General features: G+C 37.5%; 21 protein-coding genes. All 21 read left to right on the forward strand.

Annotated features, from left to right (window positions below):
• The first annotated feature begins 359 nt into the window (after positions 1-359).
• Positions 360-1,529: an ATP-binding protein gene (locus tag IAQ59_RS20740; RefSeq protein WP_209332776.1), complete on the forward strand. Its 1,170-nt coding sequence runs from the start codon at positions 360-362 to the stop codon at positions 1,527-1,529.
• A 567-nt stretch (positions 1,530-2,096) separates the two neighbouring features.
• Positions 2,097-3,266, forward strand: coding sequence for a glycosyltransferase family 4 protein (locus tag IAQ59_RS20745; protein ID WP_209332777.1), 1,170 nt, complete (start codon positions 2,097-2,099; stop codon positions 3,264-3,266).
• Between the two features lie 151 nt (positions 3,267-3,417).
• Positions 3,418-4,713, forward strand: coding sequence for an oligosaccharide flippase family protein (locus IAQ59_RS20750; protein WP_209332778.1), 1,296 nt, complete (start codon positions 3,418-3,420; stop codon positions 4,711-4,713).
• Complete coding sequence (locus IAQ59_RS20755; protein WP_209332779.1) at positions 4,697-5,344, forward strand: LbetaH domain-containing protein; 648 nt, start codon at positions 4,697-4,699, stop codon at positions 5,342-5,344. Before IAQ59_RS20750 ends, IAQ59_RS20755 begins: the two co-directional genes overlap by 17 nt.
• 15 nt (positions 5,345-5,359) lie before the next feature.
• Positions 5,360-6,583: a hypothetical protein gene (locus tag IAQ59_RS20760; RefSeq protein WP_209332780.1), complete on the forward strand. Its 1,224-nt coding sequence runs from the start codon at positions 5,360-5,362 to the stop codon at positions 6,581-6,583.
• Between the two features lie 43 nt (positions 6,584-6,626).
• Positions 6,627-7,763, forward strand: coding sequence for a glycosyltransferase family 4 protein (locus IAQ59_RS20765; RefSeq protein ID WP_209332781.1), 1,137 nt, complete (start codon positions 6,627-6,629; stop codon positions 7,761-7,763).
• Positions 7,753-8,871 carry a glycosyltransferase gene (locus IAQ59_RS20770; RefSeq protein ID WP_209332782.1) on the forward strand — a complete coding sequence of 373 codons (1,119 nt, stop codon included), beginning with the start codon at positions 7,753-7,755 and terminating at the stop codon, positions 8,869-8,871. Before IAQ59_RS20765 ends, IAQ59_RS20770 begins: the two co-directional genes overlap by 11 nt.
• Positions 8,868-9,512 carry a dTMP kinase gene (locus IAQ59_RS20775; protein WP_209332783.1) on the forward strand — a complete coding sequence of 215 codons (645 nt, stop codon included), beginning with the start codon at positions 8,868-8,870 and terminating at the stop codon, positions 9,510-9,512. Before IAQ59_RS20770 ends, IAQ59_RS20775 begins: the two co-directional genes overlap by 4 nt.
• Positions 9,509-10,618, forward strand: a complete 1,110-nt coding sequence (locus tag IAQ59_RS20780) for a phosphotransferase (RefSeq protein ID WP_209332784.1) — start codon at positions 9,509-9,511, stop codon at positions 10,616-10,618. The genes IAQ59_RS20775 and IAQ59_RS20780 overlap by 4 nt, the downstream gene beginning before the upstream one ends.
• Positions 10,615-11,742 carry a glycosyltransferase family 4 protein gene (locus tag IAQ59_RS20785; RefSeq protein WP_209332785.1) on the forward strand — a complete coding sequence of 376 codons (1,128 nt, stop codon included), beginning with the start codon at positions 10,615-10,617 and terminating at the stop codon, positions 11,740-11,742. The genes IAQ59_RS20780 and IAQ59_RS20785 overlap by 4 nt, the downstream gene beginning before the upstream one ends.
• A gap of 21 nt (positions 11,743-11,763) precedes the next feature.
• Positions 11,764-12,861, forward strand: a complete 1,098-nt coding sequence (locus tag IAQ59_RS20790; RefSeq protein ID WP_209332786.1) for a glycosyltransferase family 4 protein — start codon at positions 11,764-11,766, stop codon at positions 12,859-12,861.
• The gene (locus IAQ59_RS20795; RefSeq protein ID WP_209332787.1) at positions 12,842-13,999 is read left to right on the forward strand and encodes a nucleotidyltransferase domain-containing protein; all 1,158 of its coding nucleotides are present in this window, start codon (positions 12,842-12,844) and stop codon (positions 13,997-13,999) included. Before IAQ59_RS20790 ends, IAQ59_RS20795 begins: the two co-directional genes overlap by 20 nt.
• Positions 14,000-14,007: 8 nt before the next feature.
• Complete coding sequence (locus tag IAQ59_RS20800) at positions 14,008-15,168, forward strand: carboxylate--amine ligase (protein ID WP_209332788.1); 1,161 nt, start codon at positions 14,008-14,010, stop codon at positions 15,166-15,168.
• Positions 15,169-15,807 (forward strand): HAD family hydrolase, encoded by a 639-nt coding sequence (locus tag IAQ59_RS20805; RefSeq protein ID WP_209332789.1) that lies wholly within the window; start codon positions 15,169-15,171, stop codon positions 15,805-15,807.
• On the forward strand, positions 15,785-16,375 hold the full coding sequence (locus IAQ59_RS20810) for a sugar transferase (RefSeq protein WP_209332790.1): 591 nt from the start codon (positions 15,785-15,787) through the stop codon (positions 16,373-16,375). The genes IAQ59_RS20805 and IAQ59_RS20810 overlap by 23 nt, the downstream gene beginning before the upstream one ends.
• A gap of 93 nt (positions 16,376-16,468) precedes the next feature.
• Positions 16,469-17,107, forward strand: coding sequence for a sugar transferase (locus tag IAQ59_RS20815; RefSeq protein ID WP_342450737.1), 639 nt, complete (start codon positions 16,469-16,471; stop codon positions 17,105-17,107).
• 63 nt (positions 17,108-17,170) lie between these two features.
• Complete coding sequence (locus IAQ59_RS20820; RefSeq protein WP_209332791.1) at positions 17,171-17,974, forward strand: YjbH domain-containing protein; 804 nt, start codon at positions 17,171-17,173, stop codon at positions 17,972-17,974.
• A 992-nt stretch (positions 17,975-18,966) separates the two neighbouring features.
• Positions 18,967-19,350, forward strand: a complete 384-nt coding sequence (locus tag IAQ59_RS20825; RefSeq protein WP_209332792.1) for a GxxExxY protein — start codon at positions 18,967-18,969, stop codon at positions 19,348-19,350.
• A 911-nt stretch (positions 19,351-20,261) separates the two neighbouring features.
• Positions 20,262-21,467, forward strand: coding sequence for a DegT/DnrJ/EryC1/StrS family aminotransferase (locus IAQ59_RS20830; protein WP_209332793.1), 1,206 nt, complete (start codon positions 20,262-20,264; stop codon positions 21,465-21,467).
• A gap of 73 nt (positions 21,468-21,540) precedes the next feature.
• Positions 21,541-23,460: a polysaccharide biosynthesis protein gene (locus IAQ59_RS20835; protein WP_209332794.1), complete on the forward strand. Its 1,920-nt coding sequence runs from the start codon at positions 21,541-21,543 to the stop codon at positions 23,458-23,460.
• A 162-nt stretch (positions 23,461-23,622) separates the two neighbouring features.
• Positions 23,623-24,810 (forward strand): hypothetical protein, encoded by a 1,188-nt coding sequence (locus tag IAQ59_RS20840; RefSeq protein WP_245189757.1) that lies wholly within the window; start codon positions 23,623-23,625, stop codon positions 24,808-24,810.
• Positions 24,811-25,058 lie beyond the last annotated feature (248 nt).

Here is a 25,058-nt window from a genome sequence, read left to right on the forward strand (position 1 = left end):
AACCAGTGCTGCTAATTGTTCATAGTTCATGGTTAACATTACCGAACCCACAACCACGAACCCCGAACCACGAACTCATTAACCCTTCAACCAGTGCTGCTAATTGTTCATAGTTCATGGTTAACATTACCGAACCCACAACCCTGAACCACGAACCACGAACTGATTAACCCTTCAACGATTGCTGTTAATTGTTCAGCGTTCATGGTTAACATTGTTGAACCCTCAACCCCGAACCCCGAACCCTGAACCCATTAACCCTTCAACACTTGCAGAACGCGCACCCTAACAGTGCAAAAAGTCGGAAATAATGCACTGCATGAGTGCAAAATGAGCTATATTCGTGGGTTCATGAGCTTATGGAGACGTTATTTCAATATTCCAATCAGTTAATCTCCGGCGTAGATACCCGTTTTATGCGGTATGCTTACGATAGGATAAACTGGAAAAACCGATTGATAGGACTCGTCGGGCCTAGGGGTGTCGGGAAAACCACCTTGGTCTTACAGTATATCAAGAACCACCTCAACCCAAAGGAAACACTCTATGTATCGGCCGAGGACTTTTACTTTGCCAAAAACCGTATAGCCGATCTGGCTGACGAGTTTGTAAAAGCGGGAGGCAAGTATTTCTTTGTGGATGAAATCCACAAATACCCCGACTGGTCCAGGGAACTGAAGTTACTATACGATTACCATCCGGACCTACAGGTGGTATTCACCGGTTCCTCGGTATTGGATATAAAAAAAGGAAGTGCAGACCTGAGCAGAAGAGCCGTGGTATATTTTATGCAAGGCCTTTCTTTCCGGGAGTATTTGCGGCTGTTTCATCAGATAGCCATCCCCACATACTCCTTGGAAGAAATCGTAAACCAACAGGTAAACATACCCCAAATACCCCATCCCTTGCCCTTATTTGCGGAATATTTGCAAACAGGCTATTACCCCTTTTCCCTGGAAGAAGATTTTGGTCTAAGGCTGCGGCAGGTAGTGATGCAGACACTGGAGACAGACATCCCAACCTACGCTCAGATGAACGTTTCGACCGGAAGAAAGCTAACCCAGCTAATGGCCATCATCGCTGAAAACGTTCCCTTTAAGCCCAATATGAGTAAAATTGCTGAGATGCTGAACATCAGTCGAAACAACGTAGCCGACTACCTTCGCTATATGGAAGAGGCAGGCATGGTCATTCAGTTAAGAACCAAGAAGGCGGGTTTAAGGGCGTTGGGTAAGGTCGACAAAGTGTATTTGGATAACCCCAACCTGCTGTTCAACCTGGCACCGGAAAACCAAAACAAAGGAAATGTACGGGAAACCTTTTTCGTTAATCAACTAAAAGTTAACCATACGCTAACTGCCTCAGAAATTGCTGATTTCACCATCGATGGAATAGAGTTTGAACTAGGAGGAAAAAACAAAGGCTTAAAGCAATTACGAAGCGCGGAAAAAGGGTTTATCGTTAAGGACGACATAGAAACCGGCTACCTAAACACCATCCCACTTTGGCATTTTGGATTGATGTATTGACGCCCTTTAATGAACCGAACCACGAACTCTCTAACTCATCAACCCCGAACCACGAACACTGAACTCTATAACTCATCAACAAGTGCTGCTAATTGTTCATGGTTCAAAGTTAACATTACCGAACCCACAACCCTGAACCACGAACACTGAACTCTCTAACTCATCAACCAGTGCCGTTAATTGTTCAAAGTTCATGGTTAACATTGTTGAACCCTCAACTCCTAAATAGATCCGTTCATCGTTTAAAGTTCAAAATGACTAGCAATAAGTCTCTGAACCTTAGTACAAAAGTAATAGTAAATTATAGAACTAGACTAACACTCTATAAAATTAAATAATTTTTAATAAATGTAAAAAAGATAAAATTAGTTAATGTATAAAACACTATTACTTTAATTGGATGAACATGATTAATCAAGCTAAAATAGCTTTAATATATATTTTATTATTAAAGTAATAAAATATATATTAAAGCAATAAAATAAAACTCAGTATCTAATTTTTGGAAAAGCATTCCTAATATAGTCTTTAAAAATAGGTATATCATAATTTAAAATAAATGTTTAAATGAAACATATTTTAATTTTACCTTCTGCACTAGATGATTATAAATATAAAACAGGTGGAGCATTTGTAAAATCTCAAATCAAGGCTTTGCGCAAAGCAGGTTATAAAGTAGGTGTAATTTATCCTAACCTTAGATCTCTCAGAACATTACCAGATCTCCATTTACAAGCCTATTTTTATAAATTTAAGGAGATTGATAATGAGGGCCAAGGCCTTGAGCTAAGGTTAAATGGATGGAGATTTGGCTTTAATTTATGGACTAATTTGTTGAATTTTAAGTATTGGTATAAAAAGCTTTTTGAAAAATATATTGAATCAGAGGGAATACCTGATATTATCCATTGTCATTTTGGAAGATGGGCTGGATATGGAGGCTTTATTTTAAAAAGTACTTATAATATTCCATACTTAATTACAGAACAATCGACAGGTTATAGGAGGGGATTGTTTTCTAAGTCAGAGTTATCATTATTATCAGAAATTTTTAATAAATCTTCTGAAATAATTGTATCAAGTAAACAATTGGCCAAAGATATCTCATCCTTAACTAATAAAAGTATTAAAATTATCGGAAACATCATTGATCTAGAAGGTAGCGAAAATTTAAAAATTAATAAAAATAAAGAGGATTTTAAAATTGTCACATTGGCATACCTACTTCAAAAAAAAGGAATAGATCTTTTAATTGAAGCATTTGGATTATTGTTAAGTGAAGCAAGGCTACCAAATAGCTCAAAACTATTAATAGGTGGAGAAGGCCCAGAGAAAGAGATCTTGGTACGTAAAGTTTCCGATTTAAACTTAATGAAAAATGTATCATTTTTGGGCGAAGTTAATCGATCAGAAATAGTAAATTTCCTATATCAAGCTGATGTTTTTTGTTTACCATCAAGATTTGAAACGTTTGGAGTAGTTTTTATCGAAGCAATGGCTTTAGGAAAGCCTGTTATCGCTTCTAAAAATACGGGACCAGAAGAGTTTGTTCATAGTCAAAATGGTTATTTAGTAAATATTGATGATGTCGAGGATTTAGCAAATAAGATTGAAGATTCGTATTTAAATAAAAAGGTTTGGAAATCTAGGGCTGATAAAATTAAAGAAGAGGTTTGGAATAAATATTCAGAACAAGCTATTGTTAAAAGTTTGGAAGAGGTGTACAATAATGTTTAATGAAAGGCTATAAAATTACGAAAAAGTTACTCATTTTAAAAAGTGACTCTCCAAATTTTTTTCTAAAGAAACTATATTACTTAGGTTTCTCTTTACGATTTTTCATCTCTTAAAGCAATCCATAAGTGATAGAACGTGTAAAGTTTTATTAATGTCCTTTTTTAAGAAAAGCCTTACTGTAGGACTGGGACAAGTGTTAGCATTGGTGATAGGGGTTCTAACAAGTAGTATTTTATCAAGAGGGTTAGGGCCAGAGTTTATGGGTAACCTTGAGCTTGTAAGGACCTCGCAAACTATTATTGTTGCTTTTTTCGCTTTAGGTGTTGGGCAAGCTAGTATTTATTTTATAAACCAAAAAAAAGTTCCAATCGAAGTTATTGTATCAAATACAATTTGGATTTTCTTTATCAGTGGTTTATTTTTTATTTTTTCAAATTTATTAATTTTCAAATTGGCAAGAAATTATTTTGGATATTTAAGAAACGATGAGGAGGTATATTTATATGGATTCGGTTTATTAATGCTCTTTAATAGCTTTCTTAATCCCATTTTTATTGCCAAGCTTGAATCAGTCAATATTCTGATTTCGAATAATCTCTCAAAATTTGTGACATTAATCATATTGTTTGTATTGTTTTTATTTCATGAAGTTAGTTTTGAGTTAGCACTTCTTTCAATATTTGTCGGTTATGTGATAAATTCGTCCTTCATTTTAATTAAGACGAGAAGGTATTTCTCATTAAGAATATCAATTAATAGACAATTGATATTGAAAATCATTCCTTTCGGCATCAAGCTTTCATTGGCAAACATAGTTTTTTTAATGACTAATAATGTTTTAATTTTCGTCGTAAGAATATTTGATTTAGAGAGCTTTACGGAACTTGGATTATTTACAAGGGCAGTTTTCCTTAGTAATTTGATTATAATAATTCCAAATGCGTTAGTGCCCTTATTTTATTCAAGGTGGGCATCTTTAGAGGGGTCAAAGAGGCTAGATGAATTTAATTTCATCTTGCAATTGAGCGTACTCCTATCGGGAATAATTTCTTTGTTAATTTTCCAATTTTCAGATGTTGTTGTTTTAATTCTCTTTGGTTCTGAATATTTATCAGCTGTTATCTATATAAAACTTGTAGCTCCGGTTTTTATTTTTTCAACAATAACTCATGTTTCAATTAATTTATTTAATAGCTCAGGAAACCCATCAAAGCCTCTTTCAATTATGATATTTAATTTTATATTGAATCTTTCAGTAGGTTTAATCAGTATCTCGTTTTTTGGTGTAATAGGAGCCGCTTACACATTAATGATTAGTAATTTGTTAGTAGCTCTTTTTTCTTTGGCCTTAGTATCCCATACTTATAAAATTAAATTAATCTATCTTTTTAACTTACAGCTGTTAGTTACTAAAATAAAAACTATTATAAATGAAAGAAAAGATTAAGTTAGACTTGTTGTGGTTTACCTTGACTCCGGAGAATAATTTTGATTTTGCTATATTGAATTCTGAGCGCTTGTTTTATTCTAAGTTATTTAAAGCGTTAATTCGCTTTCCTTCATTTAGAGTAGTTTTTATGATTCGATTAGCTCAATTCCTGTCTAATTTTTCTAAGGTTTGCTCATATCCATTTTTCAAATATCTTTCCTTTTTTCATCATATTTCGGTTTCATATTACTCCGAGATAGAGGGAGGTTTAAGATTACCCCATCCTACAAATATTATTATTAGTGCAAGTAGAGTTGGTAAAATGGTTACAATCGGTCAAAATGTAACAATTGGTGGGAATTTTGGAAAGAGGGATCAAGATGGTTACAAAACTCCGGTTATTGGGGCATTTTCGTTTCTTTCCGCGGGATGTGTAATTGGCGGTCCTATCATAATCGGAAATGATGTAATAGTAGGTGCAAACTCTGTTGTTGTTCGTGATATTGTGGCCCATAGTATAGTTTCAGGAAATCCTCTCATAAAATTTAAGCCAAAAACAAGAAGTAGAGATGTAAAGAATATATATTTAGATTCATTTTATATGGGATTGGATGAAAGTCAGGTTTTCACTATTCTTACTTATGAATAAGTATAATTGAAAAAAATGGGGTTTAAGGATATACTATTTGGATCTTTTTTTTTGATTTTAATTATATCAGGTATTTTAGAGGCTTACTTTAACATTTATATCGTCGGTAAATTGGGTCTTCAGGATTTAATGATTTTTATTTGTTCTGTATTTTATTTTAAAAAAATTTTTTCGGACAGATCACTTTTTCGATTGATACTTATTTTTGTTTTTTTATTTTGTAGCTCTCTGGTTTCAGGAATACAGGAATACGGTTTTAGTAGTGTTTATTTACATTTTATTAGAGTTTCAATTATAATGTTTTTAAGTTATTTGATTGGTAAAAAGCTTAAAGATGGTATTTTGAGGAATCTTCCGCACATCGAAATTATATTTTTAGTTCCCATAATCCTACTTGTTTTTTGGAGACTTAAATTTCAATCTATTGGATTAGATGCCTTAACTGCTAATCAATACTACAAATTGAGTAATATCGATGAGTCTATATCTATGTTTGCTTGGAATTCTATGGGAGCCATAGCGTCTATTTTATACTTCTTTTTTTCTTTTTTTGGAATACATTATAAAAATAATTATGTTGTTTCTAGTTCTTTAAAAATTTTGCTTTTATATGTAATATTTGCTTCAACCTCAAGAGCTGCAATAACGGGTTTATTTATTGTTGAGTTATATAATTTTTTTGTCATATACAACAAAAAAAGTAAGTTTAAATACATGTTTCTGATAGCTATTATTCTTACCCTGTTTAGTTTAGTTTTACAAGGTGAAAATTCCAGCTATTTTTATTCATTTTTGGGCGATAAGTTCACCGGTTATCAAGACAATCTGGTTGATGTAAGGTTAGAAAATATTTTTTTGACGGGGATCAATAATTGGTATAAAAGTCATTTTTTATTTGGAGATGCTAAAACCTGGGGCCACAGTACTTTGGTTACTGTGGCTTCCATGTCCGGTTTTTTTACCCTGATATTTTTTATTATTTTCAATTTTGAGATATTTAGAATCGGAGCTAAGAACATTTATGATTTAAAAACTAGATGGTTATTTTTTGTGTTGTTTTTCGTTGTGTTCTTTCAGAACTTTGTAGCAGATTATCACTTTACTGTTCCTTATTATACCTTTATTTCTTATTTTTCATTAGGTTTTATTACTGGGTATAATACTCGAAATAGAATAGACTTAGTAACTCTTCATTTTTCACGAAATCGAAAAGATGTTTATTCCTCGTCCTTTTCCTAAGAGGATAAAATGTTTTATGTTTTAATAATTTTAGAAAGAAAATATGAAAGTATTAATTGCAACAAATAGTATTGGTCTGTATCAAGGTGGTCATGGTAGAAATATTTATCACTTGGCACAGGCCTTAAAAAAACTAGATATTGATGTTTCTATTTTCAGTTTTTTGGTTCATATTGATGAGATTTTAGACAAGAACATCAAAATCTATAGATCATCTTTGAGAAAATATTCATTACCAGCTTTTTCTAAAGAATTATCTGGTTTTATCGAAAAGAGGAATTTTGATATCATTCATTCTAATGGAGCTGTAAACTATTATTATTTCAAGCATAAAAATAAAATCCCAACAGTTTTTCATGCTAGGTCTCATAACTTAAGTAACTTTAAGGCTTTGTTATTCGATAGGAATACCTATACAAGTCTTAGATTAGTAAAGAATTTATTTGGAGCTTGTTTGGAATATTATTATGATCGAAACTATTTAACTAGAGCCAGTAATATTATTGCGAATTGTGCGGATGTAAAGAACCGAATTGTAAATGATGTAGGAAGTTGTAATAGAATAGAAATAATACACAATGCTATAAATTTACCTCAAGAAAGTATATATATTTATAAAGATAAATATCTAAATTTTGGATATTTGGCAAACTTTTATCCCATAAAAGGATGGGACTATTTAACTAAAATCATGAAATTCAGTTTAAAAGAGAATATGAATATTAAGTTCTTTTTAGCAGGTGATGGGCCACTTTTTAAAACAATACAGAATGAATTTTATAATGAGATAAAAAATAATAGAATTAATTTTTTGGGGCGTTTAGATAGTCAAGAAAAGAAAGATAAGTTTTTTAAAAGTATAGACTGTTTTGTATGTCCAGCACACGCACCTACGACAGTTACTGAAGCTTTAAGTTATGGTATTCCTGTTCTTCATTTTAAAAGATGGTTTGATTGTGCAGATGGAATGGATGTAGACGACTTTTTAAATACAGGCTGCTATTTTCAATCAAATGATTTATCTCCGGTAAATGCTGTAAAAATAATTAATAATGTTAGTACTATATTCCAAAGTTTTGACGCAAATAGAGTCAGGAAAATAATTGAAGAAAAATACACCTGGTCAAATACCGGTTTTAAAACGCTGAATTTTTATAAAGAGATCCTAGATGAAAAATAAAGCGTTGTTTATAACTAATATGCCGGTTCAGCATCAAGTTGAATTATTTGATGAATTAACTAAATTTAATCATAAAATAGAGGTTATATATACCCGTTTTTTAAGTGCGGGAAGAAGTTGGGAAATTAACCCAAATTCATTCAATCACAAATCTCTGATTCTTAAAGAAATAAGAATTAAAGATCATTGGTATTTTAATTATGAATTAATAAAAGTTATATCAAAAATTATCAAATCCGATATTATTATAATAGGGCAATACGCGTCGTTTACAATGCAGATTGCAATGTATGTCTCTTTTTTATTGAGAAAAAAGCTGATTTTTTGGTCAGAACCGATATCGGGTGTTGAATATGAAGAAAGAAAATTAATTTCTAATGTTGGACTTAGTTCATTTTTTCGAAAGATAGCCCTTGTTCCAGTAAAATACTTTTGTCAGCAATTGTGGGCAATTGGTGATAATGCTGTTAAATCATTTGAAAAATTAGAACCTTGTGGCGAAATTAAAAAGTATTATTATTACAGCGATTTATCGAGATTTTATAACCTTTATAAAAATGATACATTTGATAATATAAATGATAAAATAATATTCTTGTTTGCAGGTAGTCTTTCAATTAGGAAGGGTATTGATTTAGTTATTAGTGCAAATGAAATTTTGCATAACAATGGACATAATAATTTCGAAGTTTTGGTTGCAGGTAGTGGTCCTTTAGAAGAAAGTTTGAAAAACAATAACAATGGAAATCTAAAATTTCTTGGATTTGTACCTCAAAAAGGGATTGAATTATTATATCATAAATGCGATGTGTTATTGTTCCCTAGTAGATATGATGGATGGGGAATGTCTCTTGTAGAAGCATTGGCAAGTGGAATGCCAGTAATTTCAACAACTAAAGTTGGTGCTGCCGTTGAACTTTTAAACGAAAAGAATGGGATAATGATAGAAGAATTATCACCTAAACATACTGCTGATAGTATGGCGTTTTTCATAGCTAATAAGTCTCTATTAAAAAATTACATATCAAATTGTATTGAAACCTCTAAAATTGTTCATGTTGATGCAGGCGTCAAATTGTTTAACGAATTAATTAATGGAGGGAAATGATAGCATTTTCTGGCCTTGATGGAGCAGGTAAATCCACCCAAATTGAGCTGCTAAATGATCATTTAACAAAGTCTGGAAGGGAGGTTACGATTTTCTGGAGTAGGGGAGGTTATACGCCCGGAATAGAATGGATGAAAACGGTCTTGAGAAAATTGAAGCCCAGTGAGATTCCCAAGGAGAGGGGACATACGGAGCAAAGAGAAAGGGCTTTTGAAGATACTAAAGTGAGGAAGGTGTGGTTGAATTTAGCCCTATTGGATTTAATCTGGTATTATGGGGTTGTTCTAAGATTTATATCACTCTTTAAACTAGTAATTTGTGATAGATACCTTATTGATACACAAATTGATTTTGAATTGAATTTTCCACAGGAAAAAGTGAGTCAATGGTGGTTATGGAAGATTTTGGTTACAGTTGCCTTAAAACCGAAACACCATTTTATTTTAACCATTCCTGTTGCAGAATCGCAAAGACGCTCTTTATTAAAGGAAGAACCTTTTCCTGATTCGCCTGAGGTTTTGGAATTAAGGTTAAATCGTTATTTGGCATTTTCAAGCAATAACAAATTTGCTCAGCACATTGATTGTATGCAACCTTTAGAAAAAGTTGCTGATAGGATTAAAAGCATTGTTTCAGCATGAGAATTTCAATGCTTGAAAAAAGAGAGGAGTTTTATAATATCCTGTATAATACATTAGTAGAGTGGCATCCCTCAGGAACAAAAGAAGATGTTTTATTGACGGAATTTATTGCCAATAAATTCCTGAATTTTATAGCCCATCCGAATTTGACGGACCAGATCTTTTCAAACTTAGTAGCTGAATATGGTACTTCTACAAGTCTTTGGAAAAATCTGCTTCAAAAGGCGTATGTGAACTTAGCGGTCAGCCAAACCTTTAGAAAAAAGTTTTCCCATAAAAGCATTTCATTGCCCTATAGATTCCATGATAAATTGATTTTGGGCGGTAATCACCGACTCAGAATTTTTAATTCAGGATTACAGAGCAGCACAGTTATCCTAAAGAAAGGAGAGGCCGTTGAATTTATTGAAAATGAAATCCAATTAAAAAGAGCCTTTGATTTAACATATGCACCAACTTTAATTAAGGCTGGTTCTAATTGGTTAGAAGAGGAATATGTTAAAGGATTGCCATTAAACCGGATTAAGTATGTTGCAGGAAAGCAAGACTTTATCAAAAAACTTATAGCCTTGCACTTTGAGCAATTATTAATTCCCGCTAAAGTTCAACTGAATGTTCAGGAATACAGGTATTGGAAGAACGAAAAACTCCAACAAAAACTTCAGAATCCTCAGCTCAAGATATCCAGCGAAATTAGAAATCAGTTAGAAGAAACCTTTGATTTTGTTTCTAAAAGGCTACAATACGAATTGGTTGATTTATCCTGGTCCCATGGGGACTTTCAGGAAGGCAATGTCTTGGTAGATGGAGACCATTTTAAAGTAATAGATTGGGAAGCAGCAGAAAAGCGGTTTTGGTTGTATGATATTTTTGTGCTGATTGGAGATTTAAGGGCACATGGTGATGTAAAGGAAGCTTTGAATAGATTCGAGAATTTTGTGAGTAGGGATCAAAATAGATTTGAGATGCCAATAGACTGGCAGCAATTGTTACTGATAGAGGAATTGCTGTATGCAGTATATGAAGATTGTTCTCCTAACTTTTATCAGTCAGGAGTTAAAGCTGCACGTGTTTGCGATCAGATAAAGGCGCTATTGGATATATGAAATCAATTATTTTGGTCAATCAGGTAATAGGGCCATTGTTTATAGATATCGCTAACTTTTATCATGAAAGTGGATTTAAAGTAACGATACTAACCGGAAAAGTAGAAGAAACCGGAGCCTCTCTACATCCTTCGATTGATATAGTAAAGCTAATTCGGTATAGGCGCAAAAATCCCATTACCAGAATTTATACTTGGGTCATGTTTTTTATACAAGCCAATTTTTGGCTGAAGAAAATGTTCGTTGCTGCCGAGGTTTTCCTTTCTACAAATTCACCTTTAATTCCTTTACTAAGCCATTATTTAAAGCATAAGAAAAATTTTAATTTCAGAATCGTTATTTATGACATTTATCCGGATGTATTGGAGCGCGCCGGTTATTTTTCTTCCAATTCTTGGTTTGCCAAAAAATGGAGAAGATTAAACGAAAAAGCTTTTCAGCATGCTTCAAGACTTTTCACCATTTCAGATGGAATGAGAGATGTCTTGACACAATATGCAGAAGCCGAACGGTGGGAAGTTGTGTATCCTTGGGTAGATACTTCCTTCGTTAAACCATTACCAAAATCTGAAAATCCCTTTGCAAAAAAGTATGGTTTAGAGGATAAAATAGTGTTCTTATATTCAGGAAATATGGGATCTACACATGATTTGATGCCAATCATGAATATAGCAAAAGCAGTGAAAGACCAATCTGATTATTTTTTCTTGTTTATAGGAGATGGAACAGAAAAGAACAGATTGGAAAGGTTTGCTCTGGAGAATGATTTAAAGAATACCCTTTTTTTGCCTTTTCAAGATCCAGAAGTTTTACCATACTCTTTTACCTCAGCGGACATCGGAATCGTCGCCTTGTCAGTAAATGCGTCTCAATTATCCATCCCCAGCAAAACATTTTACCAAATGGCAGCTGGGAATGGTATTTTATGTATTGCTGAACATAAATCTGAATTGTCTAAGTTGATAATTAAATCAAATTGTGGCATAACGGTAGATTCAAAATCATTAGAACTTTTGATTAAAGAGCTGCAGTCAAGCTTTAAGGAGAAAGTAATTCAATGGTCATTTAATTCTAGAGAAACTAGTAAATTCTTTAGTAAGGATAATGTTAGACGATTCATTTAAGTTGAATTTAAAATAAATCAATTGAAAAATAGAAAGTTACTTTTTTTAGGTGATTTACCACCTAAATATTTGACTGGGACAAGTAATTCATCTTATTTGATTTTAGAAAGTATAAAAGATGAGTGCCAAATAACTGTAGTAGAGGAAGATGATAGTTTTAATTATAGTAATTTTAAATACTACTTAAAGATCTTTAATGTAATTAATAAGTGCATTAAACTTTTTAGTATTTCAGTCTATAGTAGGTTTGATATTTTCTATTTGGTTTTTTCTGCTTCAACGTTTGGTAGTATAAAAACATTGTTCTATTTAATTAGTGTAAAAATAGTTTCTCCTAAAACCAAGATATTTATACACATACACAGAGGTGATTTTTTCAATATGTTTTTTATAAAAACTTCCAATCGTATTATTTGGAATATTATTTTAAAGTTATCTAATACAGTTATTTTACTTTCCAAGACTCAATTAGAAGAATTCTCCAAGAAGTTCCCCAAGACAAAATTTGTGGTTTTAGAGAACTCATTAATTTTGGAACCAAAATCCTTTAAATTTGAATACAGAGAAAAATATACATCTAATTTTATTTTCATTTCAAATTATTTTAAAGAAAAAGGAATTCTAGATTTATTAGAAGTTTTCAATGAATTGGTTGATGAAGGATACAATGTTGAATTAGATTCTTATGGTAGCTACAGTTCAGATTTCCTAAAAAATCAAATTTTGAATTTGGGTTCAAAAAGCATAAGAATACATGATGCCATTACGAATGAAAATAAATATAAAGTAATTAGGAATAGTATAGGTTTGATTCTTCCAAGTTGGAACGAAGGGCAACCATTAGTTTTACTGGAAGCTATGGCAAATGGAACTCCTGTTATAGCAACTAAAGTTGGGCTGATTCCTGAAATGTTAGGGTATGATTATCCTTATTTGGTTTCTCCTAAGGATAAGAAAGAGCTAAAAGAAGTTATAATTTCGTTTATAAGCGACAAAAATAAACAGTTGATTGCTGAAAATCTTTTTGTAAGATATAAACAGTTTTATAGTCAAGCTTTGCACAGAGAAAAGGTACAGGGGATTTTTAAACTCAAAAGAATTGGAAAAGGATATATATAAAAAATTGCTTACATTAGGACTTCAATCATCTACGGTTCGTAGTCGCATTTTAACTTTAAGTTCCCTTTGGCAGAAATTGGAAAATGAAAAAATATTATTTAATGCTGCGAAAACAGATGAGGTTGCCTCACATTTGGGATGGCTGTTAAAGCAATCAAATCTTCAATATGGGAATTTCTGGATTGAGGAACTGGAAAAAGTTGAAGTTCGAATGCAAGTCTTAATGGAGACCCTCGAACTTTTTGCTTCATCCCTTGCTCAATCTAATATTCACATTGTGGCATTAAAGAATGCCGGTATTGCTAAGGGAATTTATCCTGTACTGGCTTGCTCTCCTATGGGTGATATTGATTTATTGGTCTCATCCAAAGACTTTCACAAAGCTCATGATATTATTGTCAAAGAATTGGGTTTTACTTTTAAGTTCAGGTCAGAGTTGGAGGAGGAAAACTTGGAAGAAGCTTTTAAAGGTGGAGGCACAGAGTATTATAAAGAAATAAATGGTTATACCGTTTGGCTTGAACTTCAATGGAGGCCAATTGCCGGCCGTTGGATTCAGCCTCATAATGAACCTAAAGGTGACGATTTAATGAATAGGTCCGTTGCAATTGAGGGTTCATCTGTAAGAATACTATCTCCTGAAGATAATTTATTACAAGTTTGCTTACACACAGCCAAACATTCGTATGTAAGAGCTCCTGGTTTTAGACTGCATTCAGATGTGGATAGAATTGTGCGGTATCAAGAGATAAACTGGGATAAATTCATTTCTAATACCCTTAACTTACAATTAAAAACGGCGGTTTACTTTTCGCTTTTTTTCGCAAAGGATTTATTAAATACTCCAATCCCTCAAAGAGTATTTGAATCATTGAAGCCTTCTTGGTATAGAGATAAAATCATTCACTACTATGTCAATAAAGCCGGGATTTTTAATCAAAAGAAGAAAAAATTTAGCCGATTAGGGTATATTATTTTCAATCTATCACTTTATGATTCGATGGGAGAAAATATGAAGGCCATATTTCCACCATTAGATACTATGAGATTGAGGTATCCTAAATGCTCTTCAATTAACATACCGTATTATTGGGGAATTAGGCTGATGAATTTGGTTTTTAAACGTGCTACTTTATAGTTTAATTAATGGATAGCTCTATTGCAGTAACCTATTCATGGAACAGAATGGCTTATATTGTGAATAAAAGCCTTTCATCCAAGGGGATAAAAGTTCACACAGGAGATAGTTCATTTTTACATATGAATAGGCTATCGCTTTATTCAAACAGTTGTTTTAGGTATCCTAATTTTTATCAAGACCCATTGGGTTTTGTCAATTACCTGAAAAATTATTTGAATACAAATGAAATTCCTTTTCTGATCCCTACGCATGAAGAGGTTTTTATTGTATCCAAGTATTTGGACCAGTTTGGTGGAGTGAAAACCGTGGTTGCTGATTTTGAAAACCTAAAGACAGCACATAAAAAAGAGTTATCTGTTTCTTTGGCCAAGTCTTTAGGGGTAAATGTGCCTGATTCGATTCAACCCCATAGCAGGGAAGACTGTCTCCATTTTTTTTCCCATCATCAAAAGCCCATCGTTTTGAAATATGGGAATTCCAATAGTTCTAAGGGTGTTTTTTACATTTCTCAAGTTCCTGAACTGGAATCCCATTTGCCGAATTTAGGGGATTTTATTCTTCAGGAATATGTACATGGTGATGGATATGGTGTGTCCATGCTTTACAATCAAGGAGAGAAGCGGGCCATTTTCACACACAAACGTTTAGAAGAAAAAATATCAACCGGTGGTACAAGTACTCTGAGGGTGAGTTGCCGGAATGAATTATTGGAAGAGTGGGCTGAGAAAATGCTCAATCATCTGCACTGGAATGGAGTCGCTATGGTAGAGTTTAAATACAATGAGGTAGAGAAAAAAGGTTGGTTTATAGAGATCAATCCACGCTTTTGGGGTTCTTTGGCTTTACCCTATTTTTCGGGGATGGATTTTCCTTATTTGTATTACAAAATATTGCAGGATGGTGATATCAAATTTACTTCGAAGTACAAGGAAGGCGTGAAAGTAAAATGGCTTCTAGGTGGTTTGATTGGATTTGCAGGAGGTTTAATCAAAGAAAGAAAATTCTATTGGGATCATTTATCACTCAATGCAGATCACTTTGATGATTTTAGTTTTAGAGATCCATTCGTATTGTTAGGTGAAGCGGGTTATTATGCGGAAAAATTATTGAGTACGATGAATCTTAATCCTACTGAAGATTCAAGTTTAAATATTGATAAGCTATAGATGACTTTACTCGTACTGGACCTTGATGGTACCCTGACAAAATCAGATAATTTAGTCAGGTTTACATTTTTCATGATGAATAAGAAGTGGCGTTTTGTTCTAGCTATACCATTATTGTTTCTGTTGAAAATTAAGCTGATTAGTAATACAAAATTCAAAAAGGTTTATGCAAGGCTTATTCTTAAAGGGTTTGAAGCGAGGTATATTCAAGAGTGTGCCAATGAGTATGCGAGAAGCCAAGAATTTGGAAATGATTTGAATCAAGAGGTATTATCTTTTATTAAAAAATATCCTCAATCAGCAAAAGTAGTCATTAGCGCAAATTTCGAATTTTTAGTAGATCCAATTTGTGAAGTACTTGGAATTAAAGACTTCAGCGCTATTAAGCTTGAAGTGCAAAAAGAGCGGTATAATGGTTCAATTTTGGGTTTAATTCCTTATGGTAAGGATAAGATAAATGCGTTGAATCATTACTTGGGTAACATTGATTATAAAACCATCATTGGATTGGTGGATAGTCCTTCTGATTCGGATTTGCTCAGGTATCTGAATGAAGGTTTTTTAGTATCCTGGAATAAAGATCAAAAATTAACAAACATCATTTCAGTGGATAAGTATGAAAAGAAAGAGAGTTTTTGATTTTGTTTTAGCTTCCATTGGCTTAGTCATTATTTCTCCACTACTCTTACTTATTGCAATTTTGATTAAGGTTAGTAAAGGAGGGCCAGTATTTTTTATCCAGGATAGAGTAGGAAAAGACGGTAAGATTTTTCGCATGATTAAGTTTAGGACTATGACAGAAAACCATAATGGCTCATCCATATCAGTTCAAGGAGAATCCAGAATAACTCCGTTAGGTGCTTTTCTTAGAAAATACAAATTAGATGAGTTACCGGAACTGATTAATGTCATTAAAGGGGATATGAGCTTCGTAGGGCCAAGGCCTGATGTTCCGGGCTATGCGGATAGGCTTACAGGTGCGGATAGGTTGATTTTGAGTATTAGACCGGGAATTACAGGTCCTGCGTCTCTTAAATACGCAAATGAAGAAAGATTATTGGCTGAGGTTCCTGATCCTATTAGTTTCAATAATGAGATTATCTTTCCGGATAAGGTTCGTATTAATTTAGCATATGTTAAAAATCAATCTTTAAGACGTGATTTAATAATAATCTTCCAAACGATCTTTTTTATAAGATGCGGTTAGCGTTTGTTTTGAGCAAGCGGAAATCAATTAACATGGTTTCTGGTTTTATGTCCGAAAGATAATATTTTGCAATTTTGGCCTAATAGTGATACTTTGGTTGGTATTATACGTATCGGTTGGGAGATGATTTATCGAATTTATTTTAAAAGGCTGTTTGATGTAATTATTAGTTTAATTTCTTTAATTTTATTTAGTCCAATAATTCTTACGATAGCCTTTGTACTGTTTGTGGTAAATAGGGGTGATGTTTTCTTCTTTCAAATGAGACCGGGGTTGAATCAGAAGTTATTCCGGATTATCAAGTTTAAGACTATGACGAATAAAAGAGATTCTTTTGGGAAGCTTTTGCCGGATGCGGAAAGGCTGACGAATATCGGGAAGATGCTCAGAAATATATCTTTGGATGAATTGCCTCAATTGGTAAACGTACTTAAAGGTGATATGAGTGTCGTGGGGCCGCGTCCGTTGCTTGTTGAATACTTGGACCTTTATTCTGGAGAGCAAAAGCGTAGACATTTTGTGCGCCCTGGTCTAACAGGTTTAGCTCAAATCAATGGTAGAAATAGCATTTCATGGTCCTCTAAATTTCAATATGATGTTGATTATGTAGATAGCGTTTCTTTCTGTTTAGATCTGAAGATTATTTTTAAATCAATGTATAAAGTCTTGGTTCGGGAGGGGATCTCACAAAGGCATGATGGCACAGTTGATCCCTTTAATGGGTTTAATTAGAAGGGACATGTGTAATAGGCGATTTTTTCCACTTTTGTCTTTTAAATTTATTGGATTGTAAACATGGCGTCAATCAAAAAAATAGTTTTTTTTATATTTTTCTGCCTAGTAGGTCAGAGTTACGGGCAAGTAAATATAGTCGGTAAATCAGGAGCTATCTTTACACCATCGGCAGAATGGAGTGAGCATAATAGTTTGATTTTTTCGACTTCTTACGTGCCTAGTGCATATTCAATTAACAAGTTCGTTGGAGGCGTCCGGCGGACTGAAAACATATATTCAATTTCTGTTCCAGTAACTGGATTTATGAAAATTCATGCCAATTTGACTCGTTTGCCTGAAATTCCCGATAGTATTGGAATAGGTGATAGACACTTTGATTTTAGTTTTCTCTTGTTAAAGGAATTAGAGCGACGACCGGCGATTTTGCTAGTTTTGAGTCCAAATTTTGGATGGGCTAATTTTATGTCACAAGATTTAATAGTTGCGACCAAATCATTTTCTTCAAATAGACTAGGTTTGATAGTTGCCTCAATGGGCTATGCATCTCCCTTCTACCTCGGGAGGCCTCCACATCCTGATGTTTTTGGACTTCCCAACACCTTTAAGTTTCACCGAAAGAAAGATATGGATAGACACTACCTGGTAGGCTTCTTCGGCAGTGTAAAGTGGCAGCCGCGGGACTTTGTGGCGTTGCTGCTAGAGCACGATTCGCAGAAGTGGAACATGGGGCTCATGCTGCGCTGGAAGGAGTACCTCTCCGTGCAGGGCCACTTGCTAAACGGAAAAGACCCTGCCTTCACCCTCGCCACCCGCATTCCTCTGAATAGCGAGCCGTTTGAAATGCGGAATGCGAGAAAAAAATAGGAACGCGGACGGACACGGATGGTGCGGATAAGAAAAAAGAACGCAGAAGGACACGGATGTAGCGGATGATCACGGATAGCTTAGGCTAAAGAAATTAGTTAGTCGTTGAAAATAAACAGGCTTAATTTTTATTTTGGAAGATGTGAGTAGGTTCGTAAACCTTGTAAATCAGCGATTCTCCGCGTATTCAGCGTTCAAAAAATAGAACACGGACGGACACGGATGTAGCGGATAAGAAAAAAGAACACGGAAGGGCACGGATGGTGCGGATTATCGCGGATAGGTTAGGCGAAGTAATCTAGTCAGTCGTTGAAAAGGAAGAGATTAAGTTTTTTAGAAAATGTGAGTAGGTTCGTAAAACAAAGTAAATCCGCAAATCTCCGCGTTTTCAGCGTCATCAGCGTTCAGGATAAAATGGAACACGGAAGGACGCAGATATAGCGGATGGCCACGGATAGGTTAGGCGAAGTAATCTAGACAGTCGTTGGAAAAAAGAAGATTAAGCTTTTTAGAAGATGTGAGTAGGTTCGTAAAACAAAGTAAATCCGCAAATCTCCGCGTTTTCAGCGTCATCAGCGTTCAGGATAAAATGGAACACGGAAGGACGCAGACATAGCGGATGGTCACGGATAGGTTAGGCGAAGTAATCTAGTTAGTCGTTGAAAAAGAAGAGATTAAGTTTTTTTAGATGATGTATTTAGATTCATAAACCACGTAAATCCGCGATTTTCGGCGTATTCAGCGTCCTCAGCGTTCAAAAAATAGAACACGGACGGACACGGATTAAGCGGATGGTCACGGATAGGTTATTCTAAGTATCATAGTAAGTCGTTGAAAATAAACAGGTTTAATTTTTTTTATTAAATGTAAGCAGGTTCGTTCACCTAAGTAGATTCGCGACTTTCCGCGTTCTCCGCGTCGTCAGCGTTCTATAAAAAAGAACATGGAAGGACATGTAATCAGCGTTCTATCTATCAAACCCACTTTCGGATATGACTTTGGAAGAACTCCTGCACAAGGACATCACGGACGGAATTATTAGTGCGTTTTACAAAGTTTATAGTACCCTGGGCTATGGTTTTTTGGAGCAGGTGTATGAAAATGCCATGTTTTTAGAGCTTGTAAAGGCGGGATATTCCGTAGAAAGACAAAAGAGCATACGTGTATTTTACGAGGGAGAACAAGTAGGGTATTACATTGCCGATATGATCGTAAATGATGCGGTTATCATCGAAATAAAAGCAATGGAGGGATTGGTTGTTCAGCACGAATACCAATTGATTAATTACCTAAGGGCTACAGATATTGAAGTTGGCTTATTGATCAATTTCGGGAAAAAGCCACAATTTAAGCGAAAGATTTATTCAAATCAGTAGAGGAAGATAGAACACAGAAGGACACGGACTGGCGCAGATGATCGCGGATCGCATGAGTTAACTAGTTTAGTAAGTCGTTGAAAATAAAAATAGTTTATCTTTTTTGGAAAATGTAAGTAGGTTCGTGAAACCAAGTAAATCCGCAACTTTCCGCGTGCTCTGCGTATTCAGCGTTCTAATAAAAGGAACACGGACGGACACGGATGTAGCGGATAAGAAAAAAGAACGCAGAAGGACACGGACTGGCGCAGATATTCGCGGATCGGTTAGTCTTAGTATCATGGTAAGTCGTTGAAAATAAACAGGTTTAATTTTTTATTCAGAAAATGTGAGTAGGTTCGTAAACCCAATTAAATCCGCAAATCTCCGCGTCATCAGCGTTCTATAAAAGAACACAGAAAGACACGGATTAAGCGGATGGTCACGGATAGGTTAGACTAAGTAATCTAGTCAGTCGTTGAAATAAGAGGAGTTTATTTATTTTGAAAATGTAAGTATGTTCGTAAATCCAAGTAGATCAGCGATTCTCCGCGTATTCAGTGTCATCAGCGTTCCGGTTACGCAAGTAAAGTAAATCCGTTAATCTCCGCGTACTCCGGATCATCAGCGTTCTAAAAAAAGAACACGCAAGGTAGCGGAGAGCCGAGGAGTGCAGCACTGATAAGAAGTCCGAAGTTTTCCTATTGTTGTCGAGCAGAAGCTACATGGTATTTTTCATCAATCTCCTACCAACAATTTTATAAAATGAATGGCTGAAATATAAAATTTTCTTTGAAAAATATCCCATTTGACCAAAAAAATCACGTACTTAGATTCCGAATTCGGATTGTTTCGTAGGATGCAACCGCATAGGGATGGTAGTAGGGAGCCCATGAGTAGCGTGTATGACCAAACCTAACAAGCCCAAAATCATGCAAAAAACAGTTGATAATCCCAAGAAAGGATTGACTATTCGAAAACTGCCAAAAATTTGGCTTTCGTCCCCACATATGGGCGGTGGAGAGCAGGCCTACGTAAAGCAGGCATTTGATACCAATTGGGTTGCCCCCTTGGGGCCCAATGTGAATGCCTTTGAGGAACGGATCGTAAAGCACACCGACTGCGGACATGCCGCCGTGCTAAACTCGGGCACTGCAGCTCTGCACCTGGCGCTGATCATGCTGGGCGTGGGCCGTGATGACTATGTCATCTGTCAGACCTTTACCTTTGCCGCCTCGGCCAATCCCATCCGCTATCTCGGAGCCGTACCGGTATTTGTGGATTCGGAGTCAGAAACGTGGAATATCTGCCCTCAGGCGGTGGAGGACGCCATCAAAGGATGTCTTGCCGGTACCAATGGCAGCCGGGCCAAGCTTCCCAAAGCCATCGTATGCGTGGACCTGTATGGCATGCCGGCTAAGCTGCATGAGCTCCGTGAACTGGCCCAAAAGTATGGCATCCCTCTCGTGGAGGACGCAGCGGAGGCCTTGGGGTCTACCTATGGCGGCAAGCACTGTGGTACCTTCGGAGACATCGGCATCTTTTCCTTTAACGGAAACAAGATAATCACCACGAGCGGCGGCGGGGCACTGGTCAGCAAAAATGAACACTACGCCAACCGTGCCCGCTTTTTGGCCACACAGGCCAGGGAAGATTTCTCCCATTACGAGCATCAAGAGATAGGATACAACTACCGAATGAGCAATATCAGCGCAGGCATAGGACGTGGACAGATGGATGTACTGGATGAGCGGGTAGCGCAGCGGCGCCACAATTTCCAATTCTACCGAAATGCACTGGAAAGGTACGATGGGGTGGAGTTTATCGATGAGCCCAATGGTTCTTTCTCCAATCGCTGGCTCAGCACGATGTTGATACGCCCCGAGCTGACCGGTGGGGTAACGCGGGAAGATATCCGCGTGAGCCTATTAAGCGAAAACATCGAATCCCGCCCATTTTGGAAGCCTATGCACCTACAGCCGGTGTTTTCCCGCATGCCCTACGCAGGAGGAACGGTTGCCCGTCACCTCTTCGACCTCGGTCTTTGTCTGCCGAGCGGATCCAATCTCCGGGAAGAGGACCTGGACCGGGTGATCCGAGGCATCCGCAAAGTGCTGGAAGCAAAGCGAAATTCCTAGGATCCTTTGCTTCTTACGGGGTTCTCCAAGCTTGTATATAGTATTGAATAGTAACCTAAAAAAACGAATTTTTATGGTATCTACCGCAACACGCATTCTCAAAACCTTACGAATATTGCCCCGTTGGGCCATCGTGGCGATAGACTCCCTGTTTCTCTTTGGGTCCGCCTTGATGGCCTATCTTATTTGGAAGGATTTTTTGTGGAGCCAGTTTGCAGAAAGTGGCTATATGCTTGGCAGCCTCCTGTATGTCATGGCGGGGGTGGTCACGATGCACCTAACCAAGATGCATCATGTGATCGTACGCTCTTCCGGCATGCGGGATGGATGGAGGCTCCTGTCTACCCTGATGCTTCAGGCACTACTGGTGCGGGCGGTGGATTGGGTATGGTATCAAATGGAAGGAGGCGGATACCTGATGCCACTTAATGTACTGATCATCGCGTCCATGATCTCCTTTCTTTCCATATTTAGTTTTAAGATGGCGGTAAAGGATGTCCTTTTCAGGCTTAAAAATGGGCAGCGAAAAAAGCCCGAAAGACGGGTGTTGATCTTTGGCGCAGGAGATGCCGGGGTGATGACCTACGATGCGCTGAAAAAGGACAATGAAATCAAGTACTTGGTCGTCGGCTTTTTGGACGATGACCCCCATAAAAAGGGACAGCTGGTACGCGGTGCCCGGGTACTCGGGGGATTGCAGGATTTAGATCGCGTGATTGCGGATCAGGATCCGGATGAGATGATACTGGCCATGCTAGAGGTTACACCGGAGCGGAAAAAGGAAGTAATGGAGCTCGCCCTCGAAAAGCGTCTCCGGGTATATACCATCCCTCCGGTAAATCAGTGGGTGAGTGGACAGCTGGAATCTGCCTCCATCCGCAAGATCAATATTGAAGACTTATTGGGGCGCCGTAGTATCAAGTTGCGGAATGAAAAGGTCACTGAGGAATTAGGCGACAAGTCGGTACTGGTAACCGGTGCGGCAGGGTCCATCGGGAGCGAGTTGGTGCGGCAGATCGTACGTACAGCCCCCCGCCACCTGATGTTGTTGGATCAGTCGGAGTCGGCCCTGTATGACTTGCAGCAGGAGCTCAAGCGAAAGGGTCAGGACGGGCAGGTGTCTGTTGTAATCGGTGATGTACGCAACCGTACGCAGATGATGCGGTTCTTTGAGCGAAACCGGCCGGAGTATGTCTTTCATGCGGCGGCATACAAGCATGTGCCCTTGATGGAGGCCTTTCCCTCAGAAGCCTTTATGGTAAATGTCTCGGGGACGCGCCATATAGCCGATGCGGCCCGTCGGTATGGAACGCGGAAATTCGTGATGGTGTCTACCGATAAGGCCGTTAATCCGACCAACGTGATGGGTGCTACCAAGCGAATTGCCGAAATGTACATACAGTCCCTCCATGCGAATCAAAGCTCTCAGATACAAACCAAGTTTATCACTACCCGATTTGGAAATGTTTTGGGGTCTAATGGCTCGGTGATTCCACTTTTTACGCGGCAGATAGAGGAGGGTGGACCCGTTACGGTCACCCACCGGGATATGACCCGGTATTTTATGACCATTCCAGAGGCCTGTGAACTGGTCTTGGAGGCCGGTGTCATGGGGCAGGGTGGCGAGGTGTACGTCTTTGATATGGGCAAGCCGGTGAAGATCATGGACTTGGCCAAAAAGATGGTCCACCTGAGTGGCAAGCGCCTCGATGTCGATATTCAGATAGTAGAAGTGGGTCTAAGGGAAGGGGAAAAAATGTACGAGGAACTGCTGCACGACGAGGAATCGACGAAAGAGACCCATCACGAGAAGATTTTTATCGCCCATGTGCTGCCTGGCAATTACCAGGAAATTGCTACCAGGATAGACCTGTGCAGGGTGTACGCAGAGGAAACAGACGATATGGGATTGGTAAAGGAAATGAAGCGTCTGGTCCCTGAATTTATCAGCAACCATTCGAAGTTTATGGAGTTGGATTTGCGAAAGAATTAGCAAGCTGGCACACACCTTATCTTGTCGCAGGTTTGCCTCCTTACTATGGGAAAGACGTGAAGCCGTGTGCGGAACTCACGCAATGATAAGGACGTGTTAGGGATTAGTCGAATGTCCTGAACTAGTGGGCTTCTTTTCCGACCGGCCGAAATTGATTGGCTTATGATGAACAAACTGCTTTCTGGTGTTTTTATCCTTCTTTTTTATGCTGCCTGTACCCGTCCGCAAAAAATGACCCCGCAGGGTGCTGGTAATTATTCCTTTGAGATCGTCGATTCGCTGGATCTGGCAATACTTGGGAACCCGATGCTGGCAGGGGTTAGCCAAACGGCAGGCCGATTTGCATTTTATGATTTCCCAAGTAGGGAGTTTGTGTTTACAGACCCGTCCGGGGGCATTGTAGGGCGGTTTTCCAAAAAGGAGGATACCCCGGATGCATATGGATTTCTCATGGAATTTCCCTGTTTCTTATCTGACAATCAGGTGGCATTGGTAGGCATGCAGGGTGTTTTTATTTACGATCTGCAAGGAAATATGGTCAGCAAGATGGCCCATCCGGAGACATTGAGCGGTGCCGGGTTTATGGCATTTCCCGGAAAAGGAATGAAGACACTCATGCTGGAGGGAAGACCGTATCTGATCAGCAAGTCGGTTCGGACCCGAAGTACATTTCCCGGAGAGCAGGCCTTTTACGATCGTTTTCGGGCCTTGGAATTGATTGATATAGAAGGGGCACACTTTTGGGAAATAGTGCCTTTTGAGGAGGGCAGTCAGTTTTTGGATGGTAACGGTTATTATGAAAGCGATTATGCCCCGGCATACGAAGTGGTAGAAACAAAGCTGTATGTCGCTTTGGGTGGAGAAGACCGCCTTCAAGTTTATTCGCTACATCCTACCGGGGCAAGTCTTGATACCCTAATTGACCTTCAAATACCTGATTTTGGCAAGCTGCCGGTAACTCCAAGGGAGTCGTTTTCCGAGGGTACGATAATGATTAATGGAGGCACGCCGGCGATACGTAACATACATAGAGTGGGTGGCACTCTTGCGATTCATTACTACGGAGGCATTTCGGAAGAAACTACCAAGGGACTTGAGGCATTGTGGCTATCTGGGGAAGAGGAGGAAGCGGAAAGACAGTATCAGCAAGCAGAGAGAGAGGTGAAGCAGGGAGTAGTATTGTTTGATCTCACAACCATGAAGGTCGATGGAATGCTTGATTTTCCAGAAGGAACCAATTACAGTGGGTTTGCTTCCGCGGGCGGTTATCTTTGGATGGAGCGATTTCCAGGGGAAGACGTAGAAGAGGATTTTATAAGAGTTTACAAGGTAAAGCTGTCTGCCAACTGATCAGCTTCGGGGTCATGTTGCTTCTAATGTGGTGGATAAAGATTAGTTTTTCGCAGATTTTTGGACTTGGCCCGTCATTGCGAGCGACGCAGGAGCGTGGCAATCTCGTTATTTTGTTGAATCGTCGAATCGTTGAACCGAGGTGCTTACTGTCTTGAACTTAACCCTTGTCTTAAGTCTCACGTTTTCGGCCCGTCATTGCGAGCGACGTAGGAGCGTGGCAATCTCCAAACCAGGGCTCAAGGGGA

The organism is Lunatimonas salinarum (assembly GCF_017811155.1).
Classification (GTDB): Bacteria; Bacteroidota; Bacteroidia; order Cytophagales; family Cyclobacteriaceae; genus Lunatimonas; species Lunatimonas salinarum.

What these genes read in the sequence shown, in the direction of transcription:
- IAQ59_RS20765 (WP_209332781.1), top strand. Translation starts at nt 6,627, where the DNA reads ATGAAAGTATTAATTGCAACAAATAGTATTGGTCTGTATCAAGGTGGT.
- IAQ59_RS20825 (WP_209332792.1), top strand. Translation starts at nt 18,967, where the DNA reads ATGACTTTGGAAGAACTCCTGCACAAGGACATCACGGACGGAATTATT.
- IAQ59_RS20840 (WP_245189757.1), top strand. Translation starts at nt 23,623, where the DNA reads ATGATGAACAAACTGCTTTCTGGTGTTTTTATCCTTCTTTTTTATGCT.
- IAQ59_RS20835 (WP_209332794.1), top strand. Translation starts at nt 21,541, where the DNA reads ATGGTATCTACCGCAACACGCATTCTCAAAACCTTACGAATATTGCCC.
- IAQ59_RS20760 (WP_209332780.1), top strand. Translation starts at nt 5,360, where the DNA reads ATGGGGTTTAAGGATATACTATTTGGATCTTTTTTTTTGATTTTAATT.
- IAQ59_RS20750 (WP_209332778.1), top strand. Translation starts at nt 3,418, where the DNA reads ATGTCCTTTTTTAAGAAAAGCCTTACTGTAGGACTGGGACAAGTGTTA.
- IAQ59_RS20740 (WP_209332776.1), top strand. Translation starts at nt 360, where the DNA reads ATGGAGACGTTATTTCAATATTCCAATCAGTTAATCTCCGGCGTAGAT.
- IAQ59_RS20780 (WP_209332784.1), top strand. Translation starts at nt 9,509, where the DNA reads ATGAGAATTTCAATGCTTGAAAAAAGAGAGGAGTTTTATAATATCCTG.
- IAQ59_RS20785 (WP_209332785.1), top strand. Translation starts at nt 10,615, where the DNA reads ATGAAATCAATTATTTTGGTCAATCAGGTAATAGGGCCATTGTTTATA.
- IAQ59_RS20775 (WP_209332783.1), top strand. Translation starts at nt 8,868, where the DNA reads ATGATAGCATTTTCTGGCCTTGATGGAGCAGGTAAATCCACCCAAATT.
- IAQ59_RS20805 (WP_209332789.1), top strand. Translation starts at nt 15,169, where the DNA reads ATGACTTTACTCGTACTGGACCTTGATGGTACCCTGACAAAATCAGAT.
- IAQ59_RS20800 (WP_209332788.1), top strand. Translation starts at nt 14,008, where the DNA reads ATGGATAGCTCTATTGCAGTAACCTATTCATGGAACAGAATGGCTTAT.
- IAQ59_RS20810 (WP_209332790.1), top strand. Translation starts at nt 15,785, where the DNA reads ATGAAAAGAAAGAGAGTTTTTGATTTTGTTTTAGCTTCCATTGGCTTA.
- IAQ59_RS20745 (WP_209332777.1), top strand. Translation starts at nt 2,097, where the DNA reads ATGAAACATATTTTAATTTTACCTTCTGCACTAGATGATTATAAATAT.
- IAQ59_RS20755 (WP_209332779.1), top strand. Translation starts at nt 4,697, where the DNA reads ATGAAAGAAAAGATTAAGTTAGACTTGTTGTGGTTTACCTTGACTCCG.
- IAQ59_RS20820 (WP_209332791.1), top strand. Translation starts at nt 17,171, where the DNA reads ATGGCGTCAATCAAAAAAATAGTTTTTTTTATATTTTTCTGCCTAGTA.
- IAQ59_RS20830 (WP_209332793.1), top strand. Translation starts at nt 20,262, where the DNA reads ATGCAAAAAACAGTTGATAATCCCAAGAAAGGATTGACTATTCGAAAA.
- IAQ59_RS20770 (WP_209332782.1), top strand. Translation starts at nt 7,753, where the DNA reads ATGAAAAATAAAGCGTTGTTTATAACTAATATGCCGGTTCAGCATCAA.